At 64.2% G+C, this 22,176-nt stretch carries 14 protein-coding genes; 7 read left to right on the forward strand and 7 right to left on the reverse strand.

Translation table 11 applies throughout. The annotated features are described in order from the left end of the window. Window positions 1-15: 15 nt before the first annotated feature. Both FXN65_RS08015 and FXN65_RS08020 read right to left on the reverse strand, forming a co-directional pair. Window positions 16-516 carry an outer membrane beta-barrel protein gene (locus FXN65_RS08015; protein ID WP_151132556.1) on the reverse strand — a complete coding sequence of 167 codons (501 nt, stop codon included), beginning with the start codon at window positions 514-516 and terminating at the stop codon, window positions 16-18. A 44-nt stretch (window positions 517-560) separates the two neighbouring features. Beyond that, a complete protein-coding gene (locus FXN65_RS08020; protein ID WP_226283813.1) occupies window positions 561-1,058 on the reverse strand; it encodes a DUF3313 family protein in 498 nt (165 codons plus the stop codon). On the opposite strand from FXN65_RS08020, the gene FXN65_RS28170 reads away from it, so the two are divergent. The 3 genes from FXN65_RS28170 to FXN65_RS08030 are packed head-to-tail and all read left to right on the forward strand — an operon-like array spanning window position 1,057 to window position 2,848. Continuing rightward, the gene (locus tag FXN65_RS28170) at window positions 1,057-1,536 is read left to right on the forward strand and encodes a hypothetical protein (protein ID WP_244620715.1); all 480 of its coding nucleotides are present in this window, start codon (window positions 1,057-1,059) and stop codon (window positions 1,534-1,536) included. The genes FXN65_RS08020 and FXN65_RS28170 overlap by 2 nt on opposite strands. After that, the gene (locus FXN65_RS08025) at window positions 1,533-2,378 is read left to right on the forward strand and encodes a winged helix-turn-helix domain-containing protein (RefSeq protein ID WP_151132558.1); all 846 of its coding nucleotides are present in this window, start codon (window positions 1,533-1,535) and stop codon (window positions 2,376-2,378) included. Before FXN65_RS28170 ends, FXN65_RS08025 begins: the two co-directional genes overlap by 4 nt. Beyond that, window positions 2,375-2,848 carry a hypothetical protein gene (locus tag FXN65_RS08030; RefSeq protein WP_151132559.1) on the forward strand — a complete coding sequence of 158 codons (474 nt, stop codon included), beginning with the start codon at window positions 2,375-2,377 and terminating at the stop codon, window positions 2,846-2,848. The genes FXN65_RS08025 and FXN65_RS08030 overlap by 4 nt, the downstream gene beginning before the upstream one ends. Before the next feature lie 59 nt (window positions 2,849-2,907). Here FXN65_RS08030 and FXN65_RS08035 read toward each other — a convergent pair whose 3' ends face one another. Then, a complete protein-coding gene (locus FXN65_RS08035) occupies window positions 2,908-3,087 on the reverse strand; it encodes a hypothetical protein (protein WP_151132560.1) in 180 nt (59 codons plus the stop codon). 740 nt (window positions 3,088-3,827) lie between these two features. Here FXN65_RS08035 and FXN65_RS08040 point away from each other — a divergent pair. Beyond that, complete coding sequence (locus tag FXN65_RS08040; RefSeq protein WP_151132561.1) at window positions 3,828-4,904, forward strand: hypothetical protein; 1,077 nt, start codon at window positions 3,828-3,830, stop codon at window positions 4,902-4,904. Continuing rightward, a complete protein-coding gene (locus FXN65_RS08045; protein ID WP_151132562.1) occupies window positions 4,904-5,323 on the forward strand; it encodes a hypothetical protein in 420 nt (139 codons plus the stop codon). The genes FXN65_RS08040 and FXN65_RS08045 overlap by 1 nt, the downstream gene beginning before the upstream one ends. 4 nt (window positions 5,324-5,327) lie before the next feature. On the opposite strand, the gene FXN65_RS08050 is transcribed toward FXN65_RS08045, so the two are convergent. The 4 genes from FXN65_RS08050 to msuE form a co-directional block, all read right to left on the reverse strand. Beyond that, window positions 5,328-6,449, reverse strand: coding sequence for a sigma-54 interaction domain-containing protein (locus tag FXN65_RS08050; protein WP_151132563.1), 1,122 nt, complete (start codon window positions 6,447-6,449; stop codon window positions 5,328-5,330). Further along, window positions 6,446-7,630, reverse strand: coding sequence for an acyl-CoA dehydrogenase family protein (locus tag FXN65_RS08055; protein WP_151132564.1), 1,185 nt, complete (start codon window positions 7,628-7,630; stop codon window positions 6,446-6,448). Before FXN65_RS08055 ends, FXN65_RS08050 begins: the two co-directional genes overlap by 4 nt. A gap of 63 nt (window positions 7,631-7,693) precedes the next feature. Beyond that, window positions 7,694-8,839, reverse strand: a complete 1,146-nt coding sequence (gene ssuD, locus FXN65_RS08060; protein WP_151132565.1) for an FMNH2-dependent alkanesulfonate monooxygenase — start codon at window positions 8,837-8,839, stop codon at window positions 7,694-7,696. A 10-nt stretch (window positions 8,840-8,849) separates the two neighbouring features. After that, a complete protein-coding gene (gene msuE / locus FXN65_RS08065; RefSeq protein WP_151132566.1) occupies window positions 8,850-9,413 on the reverse strand; it encodes an FMN reductase in 564 nt (187 codons plus the stop codon). Window positions 9,414-9,698: 285 nt separating this feature from the next. Between msuE and FXN65_RS08070 the strand changes: the two genes are divergently transcribed. Next, window positions 9,699-10,763 (forward strand): sigma-54 interaction domain-containing protein, encoded by a 1,065-nt coding sequence (locus FXN65_RS08070; protein WP_151132567.1) that lies wholly within the window; start codon window positions 9,699-9,701, stop codon window positions 10,761-10,763. Between the two features lie 802 nt (window positions 10,764-11,565). Continuing rightward, window positions 11,566-21,924, forward strand: coding sequence for a peroxidase family protein (locus FXN65_RS08075; protein ID WP_151132568.1), 10,359 nt, complete (start codon window positions 11,566-11,568; stop codon window positions 21,922-21,924). Window positions 21,925-22,176: the final 252 nt, after the last annotated feature.

The raw sequence follows: 22,176 nt of genomic DNA on the forward strand, positions 1-22,176 counted from the left end.
GGGCCGCGAAGGGCGTCAGAAAAGCAGGTAGGCGCTGGCGCTGGTCTGGTCGAGTTCGATGTCGCCGACCTTCAGCACTTCCTGTTCCAGGCGCACGCCGACGTTGCGGAACACATCCAGCTCGACGCCGAGGCCGTAGGTCAGGTCCAGGTCGTTGCTGTCGCCGGCGACGTCCGCGTCGGCATCCCAGGCATGGACGCCGGCGCTGGCGAACAGGCGCAGACGGTCACCCACCGGCACGCCGAAGTGGGCGGCGGCCTGTACGGAGTGGCCGTCGAAGTCGCCACGCTCGCCCTCGAAGCTACCGAGGTCGACCCAGGCGCCTTCGAAGGCCAGGTAGGGGTTCAGGCGGTAGCCGATGTAGGCCTTGTAGGCGTTGTCGTCGTCACCGAGGCTGTGCTCGTCGGTTTCTACCTTGGTCACGCCGCCACCTACGTAGAAGCCGCGGTCATCCGCGACGGCGTTGAGGGTGCTGAGGGCGAAGAAGGCGGCCGCAAGTTGTTTGCCGAATTTCATCTGTAGTCCTGCATGGTCGGTTGGTTGGAATGGAAAAGGGGGGATCAGGCCGATCCCTTGCGCTGGAATTCGCGGTCCAGGCGCTCACGGATGCGCAGCACCGCGGCGTCCATGGCGGGGTAGATGTCCTCGACCACGGGCTTGTCGGACTGCCCGAGGTTGCGGCCCTTGGCCCGGTCGACGGCACGGCCGAGGGTTTCGCCGGTCAGGCCGTCACGGACCTCGCTGTCGAAGAACACGTAGAGGGTTTCGTCGCGTACGCCGGTGGCGTGCAGGGAGAGGCCCACCAGGAAGCCGATGGGGATGTACTCCATCACGCTCGGATCGCGCGGGGTGCGTTCGAGGTCGCTGATCGACACGCGCAGCGACAGCGCTCCTGGCGTGGGTCGCGGCACCAGGCGGTAGCCGGCGGAAGTCAGTTGCCGTTCCAGTTGGCCACGGAAGTGCAGGAGCAGTTTGTTGATATCCGCATCGGACGCGCCGAGTTTCGAGTCGCTGCCGGCGAATGAGGAGGTTTTGGGCAAGTCGATGAAAACTGCCATGTCATGGTTGCTGGAAAAGGGTGCCGGGTATTTTTTCCAGGCGATGGTGCCGTCATCCCGTTCGATGACTTTCAGCAGCACGTCTGTCTGTTGTCCGGAAACTATCGAGGGGTCGATGCTCGGCGCCATTGAACAACCGAACAGCGCCGTCGAAAGCGCAAGGATGGAAAGTTCTTTGAAATGCATGGGGATTCCTGTTGAAGACGCGTCGGACTGCGCGCGCCAGGGACCGGCAAAGGCTCGCGGGTACCGGCTTCGAAAGTGGCAGCGCGGCGTGCCGCCAGGAGGGGAGGAGAACTGCAACGCCGCGCTGCCGCGCCTTTTCCGGCGCCCCAGCACTTTGAGGCAGGGGCGCGAAAAACAAGAATCAAAAATCGTTATTTATGCCGTGGGGCGTGCAGCTGTAAGTCGATGTGCGAGAGAATTGGAAACCTCTCTTGCGGGTAATGAAATCAATAAGCTCAGAAAACTTTCATGAAAAGCCAGTTCAAGTTCCTGCTGAAAAGTGGCGGCACTGCAGTATTCGATGCCGCAAATAATCAGTTGCATATAAGTTTGACTTCGGGCGACCCGCGCGCGGTGACCTTGTCTTATTCGGAATCACGCCTGTTGCAACTTCTGCTGGATAGTCCCGGGGAAACCCGCAGTCGCAACGAAATAATGGAATACGCCTGGGACAATCGCGTCGTTGCTGCGGGAAGTCTCAACCAGGCGATATTCACCCTGCGCAATCTGATCGAAGACGGCACCGACCACGAACTGCTGCAGACGGTCCCGCGCCGGGGCTATCGGTTCAACGCGCAGTACGTGGTGGACGAATCCACGCTCGCGTGCGCGGCGGCCATTGCCGACGCGCCGACCGCGAACGAGCAGGTGGACGCTGTACCTGCGGCGGCTGCGCCGACCACCGTTCGCGAAAGTCGGCTGGCGCGCCTGCTGCGCTCACCGAAGCTGCTGGTGCCGGCCTATGGGGCGATGTGCTGCCTGCTGGCCCTGGTGGCGCTGTATCGCCTGGGCGTATTCGATGGCGCCGCCTCGGACCTGGTGATCGAGGATGTGGCGGCGGGGCCGACGACCTTCCACTTCGTCGGCGACAGTGCCGAGGAGATCGCCCGCATCCGCGAGGCATTCAAGCCGGCACTGGACGCACGCGAGGACGGGCTGGCCGGGCATGTCTGGATCAACCGTTCCAACCGTCTCTACGACGTCAGTTGCGTCCGCACCGATGGTGCGACGGAGAACCTGATCTTTCTGGAGGATAACCCGATGGCCAACCTGCAACTGGAGATGGTCCGTCGCTGCATGAGGGGCTGGCCATGATGCTGCGCCGCTACAAGCACGCCTTCATCCTCGGTGGCCTTGCCCTGCTCGCGGTGGCTGGACTGCTGATCGATCACGCGGCCTATTCGCGAGGGGTTTCCTACCATGGCGCGAATCGTATCGTGCTCAATGATGGCACCCTGATACGTTCGGAAGAGCGGGTCATCATCGGCGATGTACTGAGCTTCGCCGCCATGGAGCGGGTCGGCTCGGAGGTGAACTACGCGTCCCTGCTGGCGGATGTCGTTCATGTCGGTCCCCGCAGCCTGGAACTCGAGCTGCAGAAGGCCCAGACCAGTCGTGCCAAGCCGATGCAACAGCTGAGTGAGATTCCCGACGTGTTCTTCGGACGGCAGTACGGCCTGGCGACAGGGGCGACATTGCGCCTGGAATTCCTGCCGGTGTCCGATGACCGGGTGATCTGCTATTACGCCCGCGAGATCGACAACGTCCGTTGTCTCAACCGCTGAGTTCCAGGCCGGGGCGGAGTGGCGGCCACGCACGGACCGCTCTCCGACGCCGGTCCCTGTCAGGCGGTTTCCGGCAGGTGCAGCTCGGTCCGCTTCATGAGCTTTCCATCCAGGGTTCGGGTTTCCACGCTCAGGATGACTGTGGGCCGCTCCGTGCGAATGACCTTGATGCGAGTGAGGGTCTCCGGCGTCTGCTGGATGACCAGGGATTCCCCGACGTTTCGACACAGGACCAGCATTTCAAACGCTCCACTGAAGTTGTCACACCGCCGATTGTCGAAGCCGCTCCGCGCCTGATGCGAATCAAAAATGGTCATTGCTGTTCGGGGGAAGGCGCTGGAGCTTGGTGTTGCTGGATGGTTCTGAGCCAGGCTGCCTGTCGATTTTTGTGGATGTTTTTGGTTTCGCCTCCCGGCGAGTCACTTTTCTCAAACGCCAGAAAAGTAACCAAAAGCGCTTGCCCCTGCATCCGGCCCCGGCTTCGCCGGGGTGCCCTCCCTCCATCGTTGTTCCGGGGGCACGGCGAGAGGGGCCATCCATGGCCCCACACGCCTCTCGCGGCATCCATGCCGCTCATCCCCCTCCACAACGATTCCGCTCGGCCTCCTGAAAGGGCGGAGTCGCCGCCTCACCGCCTCTGTCCGGTTTCAGACTGCTGGTTGCTTCAGGATTATTTGTCCCTCGCCGGCGCGAGTCACCCCTCTCCTTTTCAGGGAGAAGGGCCGGGGGTGAGGGGGAGCAGGCTAGCGCGAATGCCCTGATAGCTAGCCCCCTCCAACGTCGCAACCACTAACGCAGACATACCCTTCAATCCCCGGAATCCGCAGGCCGCGCATTGCTGACGGGAAATGAAGATTGCTGATTTTGATTTCCGCCTTCCCCCTCCAAGAATCCTGCTGTCCCGAGGTCGATGACCCGGGGAGGGCCACGGCCTTCCGGGAACATCCGGGACCAGTCTTGCTACGAGAAGGGGCATTGAATGAAGTTCGTACCTGTCATCCGGCTGATCTGCTGGATCGTCTGTTCGGTCCTGGTTGCCGCGTCTTTCGGGGTCATGGGCAGTTCCATCATCGGCGGATTGCTGATGCTGTCCGGTGCGATCTGGCTGTGCCCCGCGTCCTGGCGCGCGATTGAAAGCCTCACCGGGAAATCCGGCAGCAGCGTCGCCGTGGCCATTCTCGCGGTGCCGCTGTTTCTCCTCGGCGTGCACATCAGCACCACCGCCAAGGATTTGATCAAGGCGCCCGCTCCCGCGCTCCAGGCCGAATCTGGCGATGTCCTGCCGAAGCGGGATGCCGGCGATCACCCGCAGGTGGACCCGGGTGCCCTGAACTTCTTTCGCCACATCATGGAGCAGGATTACCTGGTGGCCCTGGCCGGGGGGAAGTCGGCGTTGAACGCGCTGTCGATGGTCAACCCGGTGGAGCGCATGCCCAGTTCGAAGCTGGCGCGGCTGTATGAAGGCGACGACGAGGCGGTCGATCCCTTCTTCAGGGGGCGCAAGCTCATCGTCACCGGTGAAGTCCTGGCCGTTCGCATCGACTATGCCGATGACGTGATCCTGGAGCTGCCCGGCGCCAACGAAATGTTCAACGTGCAGGCGGAACTCCATAGCGATCCGAAGAAATTCTCCGAGCCGGTGGTCGAGGGGAAATACGTCGACCTCTATTGCACCGTGTACGGCAAGGTCAGCGATGAAACCGCGAGCAACCTCTACCTGAAGGACTGCACCGAGGTCGACTTCACCCCCGACGCCAAGGCCTATGCCGACAACCTGACCGAAGCCCTGCGCGGCTGGTTGCGCACCGGCGGTCGGCACATCTTCCCCACCGATAACGCGGCCAGCTACTTCCTGGTGTCGTACCTGGCAGGCACCCAGCTGCCGCCGGGCAACCCCTGCCTGCGCGAGGAGGCACCGCTGGAAGAGTGCGTGAGCTCCCTGGACAAGATGAAGGCCAGCGCCCTGTTCGAAAGTGCCCGTGGCGACCTGCAGCGCTGGCAGGAATGGCTTGGCCTGCCGACGCCGGAAGACTACAGCCAGTTGAGCAGCCGCTGATGGGATATCCGCTGCGGGCATTGGTGATCTGCTGCCTGCTGGGGCTGGCCGCCGCCCCGGTGCGGGCGGCCGAGGTGCATCTGCGGGGGCACTGGCTGCAGGTGGTGGACGACAAGGACAGCCTGGTCGGTGTCCTCAGCCGTGCCGAAGAAGGCGACGCGGTGGCCGCCGAGCTGTACCTGCAGGCCTATCGCGATGGTGTTGCGGTAGGCGAGGAAGTGCACCACTTCGCCCTGGATGAAACGGTGCGGCTGTTCGCCATTCCGCTGGAAGATGATGTCGACTGCTACCGGGTGGTGGGCGTCGTCGGCCTGGATGCCGAGGGACGACAGGTCAGCGCCACCGACGATTCTTCGCCGGAGACAGGCGAATGCTGCGGTCCCGCGGCGTTGCCCACTCAGGGATTGCGGTCGAGCTGAGCCATCACACCGATAGCTGCACCTCGCGCTGGCCGTCGATGCGCTGCACGCCGCGCCGGCTCACCACCAGTTCGCCGATGGCGATCAGGCGACTGCGGGTGACGTTGCGGCTGAGACCGAGCAGGTTGGCCGTGTGCACCTGGTTGTAGTGGCAGTGGCGGTAGGCCGCGCGGAGCAGGGCGTCTTCCACCTTCTGATGCAGGTTGTCGGCCTGCTCCGCGAACAGGCGCTGGAAGGCCTGCTGCAATTGCGCTTCGGCGCCACCTTCGTGGGCACGGGGTTCCTCCGGGCGGTCGATACGCAGGTTCGACAAGTGCAGGTCGGCGGCCTGGATCAGGCCGTCGCGGCAGATCAGCAGGGTGTGGTGGATGACGTTCTCCAGCTCGCGGATGTTGCCCGGCCAGGAATAGCCGCGCAGCTTGTGCTCGGCTTCGGCGCTGAGTTCGCTGCGGCCGTAGCCGAGTCGGCGGCTGTATTCGTCGATGAAGTGCCGGGTCAGCGGCAGGATGTCGCCGGGACGTTCGCGCAGGGGGCTGAGTTCCAGGCTGACGACGTTGAGCCGGTAGTAGAGGTCCTCGCGAAAATGTCCGGCATTGATGGCCTTCTCCAGCTGCACGTTGGTGGCGGCCAGCACCCGCACGTCGATGGGGATGCTCTTGCGCGAACCCAGGCGCACAACCTCCCGCTCCTGCAGCACCCGCAGCAGCTTGACCTGGATGGGCATGGGCAGGTCGCCGATTTCATCGAGGAACAGGGTGCCGCCGTTGGCCGCTTCGAACCAGCCGGCCTTGGCCGCCAGCGCGCCGGTGAAGGCGCCTTTCTCATGGCCGAACAGTTCGGCTTCCACCAGGGACTCGGAAAAGGCCCCGCAGTTGACCGCCACGAAGGGACCGTCACGGCGACTGCTGAGGGTGTGCACATGGCGCGCCACCAGCTCCTTGCCGGTACCGGTCTCGCCGATGATCAGCACGCTGGCCTCGCTCGGCGCCACCTGCTGCAGGTGCGCCAGCAGCGCCTGGGACTTGGGGTCTTCGAACACCTGGGCAGTGGCGCGCACGGATGTGGCCAGGGCCGGGGAAGGGGGCAGCGTGAGCAGGCCGGAAGGGGATTGGCGCGGTGCTTTCATGAGTAGAAGGTCGGCTTCGGCAGGGTCTGGTTGAGGGCCCACTCGCCCAGTTCGCGGACCTTGTAGTCCACCGGGTCGTGCAGGGTCTGGGTGCGCAGGTTGCGCCAGTGGCGGTCCAGGCGTAGGGCGGCATGGGTGGAGCGCGCGCCGGTCACCTCGAACAGGCGGCTGCACAGGTCAAGGCCGGTGCGGGTGGCTGCTACCTTGGCGGTGGCGATGGCCAGGGCCAGTTCGCCGCGCTGGGCCTCGCCGAGGTCAGGGCCCTGGTTCCAGGCCTCGTCCAGCAGGGCGGTGGCGCGCTGCACCAGGGCACGGACGCCTTCCAGGCCAACCCAGAACTCGCCGTAATGGGCCAGCACGTAGGGGTCTTCACCAATGTGGCTGGCCGGTGATTTGAACCAGGGGCGGGCTTCCTTGAGGGTGTAGGCGCGGGCCTCCGCGAAGGAGCCTTCGGCGATACCCAGGTAGATGTGGGTGAAGATCAGCTGGGCGATCAGCGGGCGCAGACAGGCGAAGGGCGTGCTCAGTGGGCCCGGATCCAGCAGCAGTTCGTTCTCCTCGACCCGCACCCGTTCGAAGATGGCGCTGCCGCTGTCGGTCTGGCGCTGGCCGATGTTGTCCCAGTCATCCGCCAGGCTGATGCCGCTGCGGGCCGTGGGGATGGCAGCGATCAGCAGCTTGCCGGTTTCTTCGTCCAGGCCGGAGGCGATCAGCATCTGTGAATCGAGGGCGCCGGAGCAGAAGCTCTTCTTGCCGGAGAATTCCCGCCAGCCGTCGAACCGCTTCACCGTCGTGCGGGTATCCAGCGGGTTCAGCGCGTTGCCCCAGAACCAGCGGCTGCGTGCGGTGAGCTGGAACCACGGCTGCCATTGCTCGGGACGGGAGAACAGCCGCACGGTCGCGAGCATCAGGTGCTGGAAGGCGAAAACGTGGGCGATGGAGCTGTCCACGCGGGCGAATTCGCGTACCACGTCCAGGGTGGCCTGCCAGTCCTGTCCAAGACCGCCGTATTGCTCGGGAATGATCAGCGACAGCAGGCCGCTCTGGCGGATGGCATCGCGCTCGGCCTTGGGCGTCCCGCCGCGGGCGTCGCGTTCGGCGGCCGTTTCGGCGAAACCGGCCGCCAGCTCGCGGGCGATTTCCAGCGGCGAGGGGGGAGGGAGATGCTGCAGGGCATTCACGCGGGATACCTCTCAGGTGAGTTTCCGGTTGGGACGCCCCTTGGCGAGAAGGGGCGTGCAGGCTCAGCTCGCGGCGGCCTTGGGCAATACGTCGTTGGCGATCATTTCGCCAAAGGGGCCGGTGAGGTTGGTGACACCGCGACCGGCCAGGCTGGCGTAGGGCTCGGGCAGCAGCGGGAACACCAGTTCGGCGAAGCGGTAGGCTTCCTCCAGATGCGGGTAGCCGGAGAAGATGAAGCTCTCGATGCCGAGGTCGGCGTATTCCCTGATCCGCGTCGCGACCTGCTGCGGGTCGCCCACCAGGGCGGTGCCGGCGCCACCACGGACCAGGCCGACGCCGGCCCAGAGGTTGGGGGCGATTTCCAGGTTGTCACGGCGTCCGCCGTGCAGCGCGGCCATGCGCCGCTGGCCTTCGGAATCGAAACGGGCGAAGGATTTCTGGGCGGCGGCGATGGTGTCGTCGGAGATGTGCTCGATCAGCTTGCCGGCGGCGCGCCAGGCTTCTTCCGCCGTCTCGCGCACGATCACGTGCAGGCGGATGCCGAATTTCACGGTGCGGCCGTGGCGGGCGGCGCGTTCGCGTACGTCGGCGATCTTCTTCGCCACCGCCGCCGGCGGTTCGCCCCAGGTGAGGTAGACGTCCACCTGCTCGGCGGCCAGGTCATGGGCCGCGTCGGAAGAACCGCCGAAGTACAGTGGCGGGTAGGGCTTCTGGAGCGGCGGATAGAGCGCCTTGGCGTTCTCCACCTGGATGTGTTTGCCCTCGAAGTCGACGGACTCGCCTTGCAAGACGCGACGCCAGATGCGCAGGAATTCGTCGGTGACTTCATAGCGCTCGGCGTGGCTCAGGTGGATGCCGTCGCCGCGGTTCTCGTCGGGGTCGCCGCCGGTGACCACGTTGATCAGCAGACGGCCGCCGGAGAGACGGTCGAGGGTCGCGGCCATGCGCGCGGAAACGGTGGGGGAGATGATCCCCGGACGGATCGCCACCAGGTAGCGCAGGCGTTCGGTCAGCGGTGCCAGGGCCGAGGCCACCACCCAGGAATCCTCGCAGGAGCGGCCGGTGGGGATCAGCACGCCAAAGTAGCCGAGGCTGTCGGCGGCCTGCGCCACCTGCTTGAGGTAAGGCAGGGAGACTGGCCGGGCGCCCTGGCTGGTGCCAAGGAAATGACCATCGCCGTGGGTGGGGAGGAACCAGAAAACGTTCATGTCGGGTCCTTCAGGCAATCTTCAACAGTTCGGCGGCATTGCCGGCGAACAATGGGGCGGCGCGTTCGGCGGCGAGCCGGATGCGGGCTTTCAGCGCCTCACTGCTGATCTGGTAGTTGTCGAAGTCGGACTCGGAGGCGTAGACGCCGATGGGCAGGGTCAGCGACTGGAAGAAGCTGAACAGCGGGCGCAGCTGGTGATCGAGGACCAGCGCATGGCGCTCGCTGCCACCGGTGGCGGCGAGCAGCACCGGGGTGTCGATCAGCGCGTTCTGGTCGATCAGGTCGAACAGGTGCTTGAACTGGCCCGGGTAGGTGCCGCGATAGACCGGGGCGGCCACCACCAGCAGGTCGGCACTCTCGATGGCACGCAGTTCATGCTCGACGGTTTCTGGCAGCTCCTTGCGGGACAGGGCGCCGCCGACTGCGCGGGCGATGTCGCCCAGCTCGATGAGGTGGCTCTGGATGGGCAGGTGCTGGCCCAGTTCGGCAACGATGGCCTGGGTCAGCACCAGGGTGCGGGAAGGACGGAAGGTGCTGCCGGTGACAGCGACCACCTTTATCGGCTTGCTCATGGGGTTTCCCTTGTGATGTTGCTGGGTGTGCAGCAGGACAGAGCAAGGGGCGTACCAAGGCGGAAAGTGTGCGGAATCAGGGCAGTTCGACGATATTTTCCGGATGTTGCCTGGCTGATGTGCAGCAGTTGTGTTGCTCAAGTGTTGCCGTGGCAACACTTGCGTCGGCGGCGTGTCATGTCTTCATATTCTTAATAAGAATATATAAATGCGAATAGATAATTTTTTTATCTATATGGGCATCGGGCATCATCCCTCTGCGCTTTCGGATGCCAGGAATGCACCATGTCTCTGCTTACCCTCCCCAATGCCCGTGAATTGACCAAGTCCGTACGGGCCACCGTGCTGGTTTTCGAAGACCCGGCCTCCCGTGACCTGCTGGGCCGCATCGAACGCCTGGCGCCCAGCGAGGCCAACGCCCTGATCGTCGGGGAAACCGGCACCGGCAAGGAACTGGTGGCCCGGCATATCCACGATCTCAGTCGCCGCTGCGGTGGTCCGTTCGTGGCGGTGAACTGTGGCGCCTTCGCGGAAACCCTGGTGGAGAGCGAGCTCTTCGGCCACGAGAAGGGTGCCTTCACTGGCGCCACGCAGAGCAAGGCCGGCTGGTTCGAAGCGGCCAACGGCGGCACGCTGTTCCTCGACGAGATTGGTGACCTGCCGCTGAACATGCAGGTCAAGCTGTTGCGGGTGTTGCAGGAGCGGGAGGTGGTGCGGCTTGGCTCACGCACACCCATTCCCATCGATGTGCGCCTGGTGGCGGCGACCAACGTCAACCTGGCGGATGCCGTCATCGCCGGACATTTCCGCGAGGACCTCTTCTACCGGCTGCACGTGGCCAAGATCCAGTTGCCGCCGCTGCGCGAGCGCAAGGGCGACATCCTGCCCCTGGCGGCATTCTTCCTCGAGGAGCATTGCCGGCGCCTGGGCTACACGCCGGCGAGCCTGAGCCCGGAGGCCGAGCGCAAGCTGCTGGCCCATGGCTGGCCGGGCAACATTCGTGAGCTGGAAAACGCCATCCACCACGCACTGCTGGTGTGCCGCAATCGCCAGGTACAACCGGCCGACCTGCACCTGGTGGACATTCGCCCGGCCTCCCTCCGCCAGGACCAGCCGCTCCAGCCCGTGGGCCTGGAGGCGGCGCTGGAGGCACTGTTCGAGGAGAACCAGCCGGACCTCTACGAACGCATCGAGGAACGCCTGTTCCGCACCGCCTACCGCTTCTGCCACGGCAACCAGTTGCAGACCGCCCGCCTGCTGGGCATCAGCCGCAATATCGTGAGGGCGCGGCTGGAGAAGATTGGCGAACTGGAAGTCGCCCATCGCACCCCCGGTGTTCGCCTGGCCTGAGTCCACCGTCCCCAGGTCGCGCGCGCTGATGATCAGCGAGGCGCGATGCTGATCCCGAGATCGGTGCGCGTGTGGGGCCGACCCGGTGATAGGTGCGCCGAGTCCCGGATCAGGCAAAGCACGGTTTTTTGACTCATGAAATCGCGGATTTTGCAAGTTTAGGCCCGGCTCTTCCGGGCGGTGGCAAACAGCGGATTAACGGAAACGTCAGTTGCGAAGTGCTCTGGAATGGGGGTTTCAGCGAATGTGGATGGCCCCGAAATGGGTGGGGATGGCCCCGGAGTGCCTCTTGGAATTGTCTTTGTAAGGGCATATTTCATAATTAAATCAATTAAAAACAACGACTTAATTGATGTAAATGGCTGAATTTGGTCGGAATGACGTACGCTTGACAGTGTTTTTTGGCGAATCTTTAGTCAGGTATGTAAGAAATTGTTTCGCATTGCGGACAGCTGCACCGTGAGGGCGTTGCAGCCTTAGCCGAGAAACAATGAACGCTAGGGAGAACGTCATGAGCACTGTTTCGCACACCGCATTCCCGGGGGCGCTTTCGCCCCTCTCGCAACATCTCTCCGAATTTCACGGTCCGCCGGGCCGATGACTCCCGGTGCCGGTACGACATCGCCGGCGCTTTCAGGGATAGAACCTCCTGCTGAAGAGCGTGAATCGCGCTAGCACCAGCGTCGCTTCAAGGTAGGCGTCATCTAGTCCCCCAAATCCCGAAGTCAAGTCGAAAGCGTGGAGCCCTGTCCTTGCTGCCATGGCGCACGCCCTTACGCAGTCGGAATTGAGGAATCAGCAAATGGCCAATTTCAACCTCGCGGACCTGGATTTCATCCTCCAGCAGATTCTCATCGCCGAAGCCCACGCCAATGGGGAGGATCTCCTTGATCTTCTGCCCAACGTGCAAGTGCCCTTCGGCTTGCGCACCATCGATGGCTCGTTCAACAACCTGTTCGCCGGACAGACCGAGTTCGGCGCTGCGGACAACCTCTTCCCGCGTCTGCTGGACCCGGTGTTCCGGACAGCCGATGCCGGTACGTCATACGCGCAGACCACCGGGACGGTAATCGACGCCCAGCCGCGCATCATCAGCAACCTGATCGTCGACATGACTGCCGATAACCCGGCGGCGGTCGCGGCGGCCTTCGACCCCGGCGTGGATGGGGTTCTCGGAACCCCCGACGACGTGCTGAAGGATGGCGCCCAGATCGTGACCAGCCCCGGCCTCGATGGCCTGTTCGGTACCGCCGATGACACACCGACCTTTTTCATTCCGAACGTCGCGCCGGACGGTGGCCTGTCTGCGCCCTTCAATGCCTGGATGACCTTCTTCGGGCAATTCTTCGACCACGGCCTGGACCTGGTCACCAAGGGCGGCAACGACATCGTCTTCATCCCCCTGCAGTCGGACGACCCGCGTTTCGTGGCGGGCAGCCCGACCAACTTCATGGTCGTGACCCGCGCCACCCAGGTGGGCGGCGTACCGGGGCAGAACGAGAACACCACCTCGCCCTTCGTCGACCAGAACCAGACCTACAGCTCGCACCCGTCGCACCAGGTATTCCTGCGCGCCTACGAGATCGGTGCCGACGGGCAACCGCACGCCACTGGCAAGCTGATCACCAACCGTGCCCTGGGTGCCGATGGCGAATTCGGCACCGCCGACGACGTGGAGATCGGTGGCATGGCCACCTGGGCAGTGGTCAAGGCACAGGCCCGCGACATCCTCGGGATCAACCTGACCGACGCCAACGTGTTTGACGTGCCGCTGCTGGCCACCGATGCCTATGGCAATTTCATCAAGGGCCCGAATGGCTTCCCGCAAGTCGTGATGAAGGGGCCTGACGGTCTGGCCGGAACCGCCGATGACATCCTGGTGGAAGGTAATCCGCTGGCGCCCATCGACCTGGCCAATGCGGTCGGCACCGGCCACCAGTTCCTCATCGATATCGCCCACAGTGCCGACCCCACCGGAGGCCTGACGGCGGATGCCGACAGCATCATCAACGTCGGCACCACGCCTGCGGCCGGTACCTACGACAACGAGCTGCTCGACGCGCACTACATGGCCGGTGACGGCCGGGTCAACGAGAACATCGGCCTGACCACCGTGCACCACGTGTTCCACTCCGAGCACAACCGCCTGGTGGAACAGACCAAGGCGACCTTGCTCGCTTCCGGTGATGTCGCGGTTCTCAACCAATGGTTGCTGACGCCCGTCGTCGCGATCCCTGCCGATACCTCGACCCTCAACTGGAACGGCGAGCGCCTGTTCCAGGCCGCCAAGTTCGGCACCGAGATGCAGTACCAGCACCTGGTGTTCGAGGAGTTCGCCCGCACCATCCAGCCGCAGGTGGACGCGTTCCTCGCGCCGTCTGGCTATGACACCACCATCGATCCGTCCATCGTCGCCGAGTTCGCCCATACGGTTTACCGTTTCGGCCACTCGATGCTGACCGAGACCATCGATCGTTTCGACCCGAACTTCAATCCGGTCACGGTCGACCCCTTGCGCCCGACCAATGACCAGCAACTGGGCCTGATCGCCGCCTTCCTCAACCCGCTGGCCTATGCCGCCAGTGGCCCCACTGCGGAAGCCGCCGCCGGTGCCATCGTGCGCGGCGTGACCCGCACCGTGGGCAACGAGATCGACGAGTTCGTCACCGAGGCCTTGCGCAACAACCTGGTAGGCCTGCCGCTGGACCTCGCCGCCATCAACATCGCCCGCGGCCGTGACGCCGGCATTCCCTCGCTGAACGCCGCGCGCCGCGAGTTCTACCGCATGACCGGCGACGAACAGCTCAACCCCTACACGAGCTGGGTGGACTTCCTCGATCACCTGAAGCACCCGGAATCGCTGATCAACTTCATCGCCGCCTACGGCACCCACACCAGCATCACCACTGCCACTACCCTGGCGGCCAAGCGCGCGGCCGCGACCCTGCTGGTGCTGGGCGGTGCCGGTGAACCGGCTGACCGCCTGGACTTCCTGCACAGTACCGGTGCCTGGGCCAGCGGTGCCGATGGCGTGACCACCACCGGCCTGGATCTGGTGGACTTCTGGATCGGCGGCCTGGCCGAAGAGAAAATGCCCTTCGGCGGCATGCTGGGTTCCACCTTCAACTTCGTCTTCGAGACCCAGTTGGAAGCCCTGCAGAACGGTGACCGCTTCTATTACCTGTCGCGCACCGCGGGGATGCACTTCGGCACCGAGCTGGAGAACAACTCCTTCGCCAAGCTGGTGATGCTCAACACCGATGCCACTCACCTGGCCAACGCGATCTTCTCCACCCCGACCTGGATCCTGGAGGTCAATCAGGCGCTCCAGCACACCGGTCTGGGCGCCGATGGCCGCGCCGATCCCACGGGTGGCATTCTCATCAATGGGGTGGAAATCACCCCGCTGGTGATTCGCGACGATCCTCATACCGCGGCAGTCGAAACCAACTACCTGCGCTACACCGGTGAAGACCACGTAGTGCTTGGCGGTACCGCGCTCGACGACACCCTCATCTCCGGCGAAGGCGACGACACCCTTTACGGCGACGGCGGCAACGACGTACTGGAAGGCGGCTACGGCAACGATACCGTCATGGGTGGCGATGGCGACGACATCCTCACCGATGCCGGCGGCGACAACCGCATGGAAGGCGGCGCAGGCAACGACGTAATCCACGTCGGGAACATGATGGCCGCCGGCGCCGGAAACCTGATCCTCGGTGGCGATGGCAAGGATTTCATCGTCACCATCGAAGACATGTCCACCACCTTCGGTGGCCAGGGCGACGACTTCATCTACAGCGCCAAGACCAGCCTGCCACCCACTGGCAACGAGGGTAACGACTGGATCGAGTGGGGCACCCAGGACGGTGCGCCCGGCGACAACTTCGCGCCCCTGCTGGCTGACAACGTGATCGGTCACGATATCTTCATCGGCGGCGGCGGCTTCGACGAAATGCTCGGGGAGGGCGGCGACGACATCTTCGTGGGCAGCGATGCCCAGGACAAGATGGACGGCATGTCCGGCTATGACTGGGTCACCTACAAGAACGACAACATCGGCGTCACCGTCGACCTGGCCCTGGCGGCCTTCCTCGGCATCGGTGAAGTGGGCGACCACATCGCCTTCCCGGTGGCACAGTCGCCGGCGTCGATCTTCGACCGCTTCGCCGAGGTGGAAGGCCTGTCAGGTTCCGACTTCGCCGACATCCTGCGCGGCGACGACGTGGACCCGACCACCATCATCAACCATGGCGGCGCCACCGGCGGTGCCCTGACCAACCTCGACCTGATCACCGGCCTGCGGGCCTTCCTCGGTGACCAGGCCGCGGTAGGTGCGGACGCCATCCTCGGCACCGCGGACGACCTGGTGGACACCTTCGTCGGCGGCAACATCATCCTCGGCGGTGGTGGCAGTGACATTCTCGAAGGCCGTGGCGGCAATGACTTGCTGGATGGTGACCTGTGGCTGAATGTGCGCATCAGCGTGCGAGCCAACATCGACGGCACCGGGCCGGAAATCGCCAGCTTCGACAGCATGGTGGACCTGATTCCGCTGATGCTGAACCACACCTTCAACCCCGGCCAACTGGTGGCGGTGCGTGAACTGCTCAACGGCGGTGCTGCATTCGATACCGCCAACTACCGCGGTTTGGCCAGCGAATACACGGTGGTCGACAACGGCGACGGTTCCTTCACCGTCACCGATTCGGTAGCAGGCCGCGATGGTATTGATCGCCTGACCAACATTGAGCGCATCCAGTTCTCCGACGGCAGGCAGGTGCTGGTCGCCGGCCTCAATGCCGAGCCGACGGGACTGCTGACCATCACCGATACCAACGGCGGTGCCATGCAGGTCGGTGATTTCCTCACCGTCTCCGCGGCCGGCGTCAACGACGCTGACAACCCTGGCGGCGGCATCACCGACGTCAACTATGTCTGGCAGGTCGAGCGCGTTCCGGGCAGCGGCGTCTTCGAGGACATCATTGCCGCACCGGCGGGCGACCTGGCCTTCCAGAGCGCCAACGGCATCCGCTTCCGGATCACTCCGGACCTCGCGGGCCTGTCGATCCGGGTCAAGGGCGTCTACCAGGATGCCGGCGGCGTCACCGAGCAGGTGTTCTCCGCACCGTCCGCCGCGGTGGCTCCCTTCACCCCGCCGGCGCCCACTCCGCTGGTCGACCCGGGGCCGGGCGTCACCCAGAGCGGGGCTGGCATCCAACTGGTGCGTTCGGACCTGAACTTCATCCTTGACCAGATCAGGATTGCCGAAGCGCATGCGGCCGGCACCGACCTGCTGTCGCTGCTGCCCAACGTGCGCGCCTCCATGGGCCTGCGTACCGTAACCGGCGAGTTCAATAACCTGCTGAACTTCTCCGGCATCGATCAGAGCCAGTTCGGCGCGGCCGACAACACCTTCCCGCGGCTGTTGCCGCCGGAATTCACCAACGAGAACGATGAGGCCGCCTTCAACGGCGTCACCAACACCAACTACAACTCCTCCACCAGCGTGGTGGACAGCGACCCGCGCACCATCTCCAACCTGATCGTCGACCAGACCGCCAACAACCCGGCGGCGGTGGCGTCGACCTTCGACCCTGGCGTGGACGGGATTCTCGGCACGGCCGACGATGTGTTGAAGGACGGCAACCTAGTCGTGACCAGCCCAGGCCTGGACGGTCTGTTCGGCACGGCCGATGACCAGCAGGTGAACTTCATCGCCAACACCATGCCGGATGCCGGCCTGACCGCTCCGTTCAACGCCTGGATGACCTTCTTCGGGCAGTTCTTCGACCATGGCCTGGACCTGGTGACCAAGGGCGGCAGCGGCACCGTGTTCATCCCGCTGCAGCCGGATGATCCGCGCTTCGTTCCCGGAAGCCCGACCAACTTCATGGTCCTCACCCGCGCCACCCAGCTGGGCGGCGTACCGGGGCAGAACGAGAACACCACCTCGCCCTTCGTCGACCAGAACCAGACCTACAGCTCGCACCCGTCGCACCAGGTGTTCCTGCGCGAGTACGTGATGACGGCCAATGGCCCGGTGGCCACCGGTGAGCTGGTCACCAACCGCAACCTGGGTGCCGACGGCCAGTTCGGCACCGCCGACGACGTGGAGATCGGCGGCATGGCCACCTGGGCGGTGGTCAAGGCCCAGGCCCGCGACATGCTGGGGATCAACCTGACCGATGCCAATGTGTTCGATGTGCCGCTGCTGGCCACCGACGACTACGGTAACTTCATCAAGGGGCCGAACGGCTTCCCGATGGTGGTGTTCGTCGGTCCTGACGGCCTGCCGGGTACCGCTGACGATGTGCTCATCGAAGGTGACCCGACTGCCAATGGCGGTGTGGGGATCAGCCTGACTGGCGCTGTCAGCACCGGCCACCAGTTCCTCATCGACATCGCTCACAGCGCTGATCCCAGCGGCGGCCTGACCGCCGACGCCGACGACATCGTCAACGTCGGTACTCCGCCGGCAGCGGGAACCTACGACAACGAGCTGCTCGACGCGCACTACATGGCTGGCGACGGCCGGGTCAACGAGAACATCGGCCTGACCGCGGTGCACGCGATCTTCCACTCCGAGCACAACCGCCTGGTGGCGCAGACCAAGTCCACCGTGCTGGCCAGCAACGACCTGGCATTCCTCACCGAGTGGCTGCTGCCGGGTACCGCACCGGCTGTGTTCCCGACCACCGCGGCCGAGATCGATGCCCTGCAGTGGAATGGCGAGCGGCTGTTCCAGACCGCCAAGTTCGGTACCGAAATGCAGTACCAGCACCTGGTGTTCGAGGAGTTCGCGCGGACCATCCAGCCCAACGTCGACCCGTTCTTCGCGCCGACCCAGGTCTATGACGTCAACCTCGATCCGTCGATCGTCGCCGAGTTTGCCCATACGGTTTACCGTTTCGGCCACTCGATGCTGACCGAGACGGTCGATCGCTTCGACGCCAACTTCAACCCGGTCACGGTCGACCCGTTGCACCCGACCAACGACCAGCAACTGGGTCTGATCGCCGCCTTCCTCAACCCGCTGGCCTATGCCGCCAGCGGCGTGACCCCGGAAGACGCAACCAGTGCCATCGTCCGTGGCGTAACCCGTACCGTGGGCAACCAGATCGACGAGTTCGTCACCGAGGCCCTGCGCAACAACCTGGTGGGCCTGCCACTGGACCTGGCGGCCCTGAACATCGCCCGTGGTCGCGACACTGGCGTGCCGAGCCTCAACCATGCCCGGGCCCAGTTCTATGAAGCGACCGGTGATTCCAACCTGAAGCCCTACGTGAGCTGGGCCGACATGGTGATGCACCTGAAGCATCCGGAGTCGCTGATCAACTTCATCGCGGCCTACGGTACCCACGACTCCATCGACGTAACGGCGACCACCCTGGCCGAGAAGCGTGCCGCGGCGACCGCCATCGTCCTGGGCGGGGCAGGGGCGCCTGCCGACCGGCTGGACTTCCTCAATGGCACTGGCGCGTGGACCGGCGTGGAAACCGGTCTCAACCTGGTGGACTTCTGGATCGGTGGCCTGGCCGAGAAGGTTACGCCCTTCGGCGGCATGCTGGGTTCGACCTTCAACTTCGTGTTCGAGAACCAGCTGGAGAAACTCCAGGACGGTGACCGCTTCTACTACCTGGAGCGCACCGCCGGCCTGAACTTCAACGCCGAGCTGGAAGGCAACTCGTTCGCCAAGCTGATCATGGCCAACACCGCTGCCACCCACCTGCCGGCCGTGGTCTTCCTGACTCCGGCCTTCACGCTGGAAGTCACCCAGGCTCTGCAGCACACCGGGCTGAATGAGGCGGGTGCCGACGGCATCCAGGGCACCGCCGATGACGTGGTCGGCGCCGACGGCATCGCCGGCAACTCCGACCCGCTGGGTGACAACCCGCTGCTGCCGCTGGTGAGCCGTGACAACCCGGCGACCGCTGGTGCCGACACCAACTACCTGCTGTATCGCGGTCCGGACCACGTGGTACTGGGCGGCAGTGCCGGCAACGACATCCTGCGCTCCAGCGAGGGCGACGACACCCTCTATGGCGACGGTGGCGATGACCGTCTGGATGGCGGCTACGGCAATGACTTCATCAATGGCGGCGACGGCGACGACATCATCACGGACGTGGGTGGCGACGACAACATCAAGGGTGACAACGGCAACGACGTGATCCAGGGTGGCAACGGCGTCAACCTGATCCTCGGCGGCTTCGGCAATGACTTCATCATCACCGGTGAAGACGCCAGCGAAGCCTTCGGCGGCCAGGGCAACGACTTCATCCTGGGTTCCAAAGCCAACGAGCAGGACATGGGCAACGAAGGGGACGACTGGCTGGAAGCCGGTACCTCGGACGGCGCCCCTGGTGACAACTTCGATCCGGCTGGCAACGACCCGATCGCAGGCAACGACGTCTACGTCGGCAGCGGCGAAAACGACAAGTTCAACGCCGAAGGCGGTGACGACATCATGGTCGGCAGCGCTGGCCTGGGCGATCGCTACATCGGTGCTTCCGGCTACGACTGGGCGACCTTCAAGAACGATACCCGCGGTGTCACCATCGACATCAGCGACCGCTTCTTCGACCAGCCGCAGCAGCCGGGTTCAGGTGCCTCGGTGCTGGCCCGCTTCGACTTCGTCGAAGGTCTGTCGGGTTCCGCCTTCGGTGACGTGCTGAGTGGTGACGATTCCGACGCTACCACCCTGCCGACCGCAGGCGCCAAGGGCAGCGTGCTGACCAACATCGCGCTGATCTCCGGGCTGCAGGACTTCCTCAACCAGATGCTCGGTACCGTGGCCGTGCCGTCCGTGGCCTTCTTCGACGGCGGCAACATCATGCTCGGCGGCAGCGGCAGCGACATCATCATGGGACGGGGCGGCGATGACCTGATCGATGGCGACAGATGGCTGAACGTGCGCATCAGCGTGCGGGCCAACCTCGATGGCAGCGGTGCGGAGGTCGCCAGCTTCAACAGCATGACCGAGATGGTGCCGCTGATGGTCAACGGTACCTATCACGCCGGGCAACTGGTGATCGTACGGGAGCTCCTGCAAGGCAATGCCGCGCTGGATACGGCGGCGTACCGTGGCCTGTCGTCGGAGTACGACTTCGTGGTCAATGCCGATGGCACGGTCACAGTGACCGACCTGGTGGCCGGCCGTGACGGTACCGACCACCTGAACAGCATCGAGCGTCTGCAGTTCGCCGACGGTGTCATCGACCTGTCCGGCACCGATGCGCGCCCGGTGGGCGCGGTGAGCATCAGCGATGCCACGCCTGAAGTCGGCTCGCTGCTCACCGCTTCCCTGGCGGGTGTGACCGACGCCGACAATGCCGGTGGCACCATCACCGGGCCGGTGTCCTACTACTGGCAGGTGGAAACCAACGCGGGCAGCGGCATCTTCGACGACATCACCTTCATCGCCGCCGGCGAGGTATCCCGCGCCACGGGCCGCAGTTTCCGCGTTACCGCCGACCTGGCCGGCCTGGCCTTGCGGGTGATGGCCATCTACAAGGACGCCAACGGTGTGCTGGAGACCGTACTGTCGAACGTGACAGATGTGGTCGCGGCTGCTCAGGTCAATGACGCACCGACCGGTGCGCCGGTGATCACGGGGGCATCGTTCTTCCAGGGTGTGGCGCTGACCGCCACGCGTGGCACCATCGCCGATGCCGATGGCACGGCGACCTCGGTGTTCAGCTTCCAGTGGCAGTCGTCCACCAATGGCACGGTCTGGAACAACGTCCTCGGGGCCAATACGGCGAACTTCACCCCGGGCGCGGCCCAGGTCGGGCAGATGCTGCGGGTGCTGGTGAGCTACACGGATGACCAGGGTTTTGCCAACCAGGTGGCGTCGGCGGCGACCGCCTTTGTCGGTGGGCTGTTCACCGGTGGGGCTGGCAACGACACCCTGATCGGTGCAGCGGGTGACGATGTGATGAACGGCGGTGCCGGTAACGACACGCTCAGTGGGGGGGCGGGCAATGACATACTCAATGGCGGCACGGGTGCTGACAGCATGAGTGGCGGTACCGGCAACGATACCTTCTATGTCGATAACGTGCTCGACTCGGTGAACGAGGCTGCTGGGGCCGGGGTGGACATGGTCCGTACGACCCTTGCCAGCTACAACCTGGGGGCCAATGTCGAGAACCTGGCCTATATCGGGAGCAGCAACTTCACGGCGGTAGGGAACGGACTGGCGAATGTGATCGCCGGTGCCGTGGGGAACGACACCCTGAGTGGCGGTGGTGGGGATGACACCTTGGTTGGTGTAGATGGTAACGATGTCCTCAACGGCAACACAGGGGCCGACCGGATGGTCGGGGGTGTCGGTGACGACACCTTCTATGTAGACAACGTGCTGGATACGGTAGTCGAGAGCGCGGGTAGCGGGAGCGACATGGTCCGCACGACGCTGTCCAGCTACACGCTGGGAGCCAATCTCGAGATACTGGTTTCTCTCGGTGGCGGGGCGTTTACGGGGACAGGTAATGCTCTGGGCAACCGTCTGGTCGGCGGCGCTGGCACTGATACCCTCGACGGCTTGGCCGGGAATGACATCCTCCAGGGGCTGGCTGGGAATGATGTGCTCAATGGCGGCGCGGATGCCGACACGATGATAGGTGGCAGCGGTAATGACACCTACTACGTGGACAATGCACTGGACTTTGTGGCGGAGGCGATAGGCGGCGGGACCGATGTGGTCCGTACGACCCTGTCGAGCTACAGCCTCGGGACGAACGTGGAGAACCTGGTGTTCATCGGCAGTGGGGTGTTTAGTGGGACGGGTAATACCCTGGCCAACCGGATCCAGGGTGGAAGCGACGACGACACCCTCAGCGGTTTGAGCGGGAATGACATCCTGGTTGGTGGGGCCGGCAACGACACCATGGATGGAGGTGTGGGCAACGACATCTTCCAATTCGGCGCCGGTTTCGGACAGGACCGGATACTCGGTTTTGATGCCATTCAGGCAGGAGGCCAGGACCGCTTGCATATCGCCGACCTGGGCATCACCGCGGCGACCTTTGCCGGCAGCGTTGTGATCGCTGGGGTAGGGGCCGATACCCAGGTCACCATCGGGGCCAACAGCATCACCCTGGTGGGGGTGGTCAGTGCCGATGTGACCCAGGCGGACTTCATCGTCAGCTGAGGAGGCAGCCAACACTCCAGTTGCAGTAACAAGGAAGGGGAAGCACCCAGTGCTTCCCCTTTTTCTTGTGCCTGGAAAACAGCCCTAATGGCTCTATTCCGCACGCTCCGGCCTGTCAGGCAAGGAGCGTCGGCTTTCTGGCACCAGCATCCCATCCTCTGCGTTTTTCAAGCAAGAAAGATGCCTCCTAATTGCCCGGATTTCCCATTTGAGTCAACGGTTGTAATCCGCTGATAAGTGGGGAATTCGGCT

Source organism: Pseudomonas lalkuanensis, assembly GCF_008807375.1.
GTDB lineage: Bacteria > Pseudomonadota > Gammaproteobacteria > Pseudomonadales > Pseudomonadaceae > Metapseudomonas > Metapseudomonas lalkuanensis.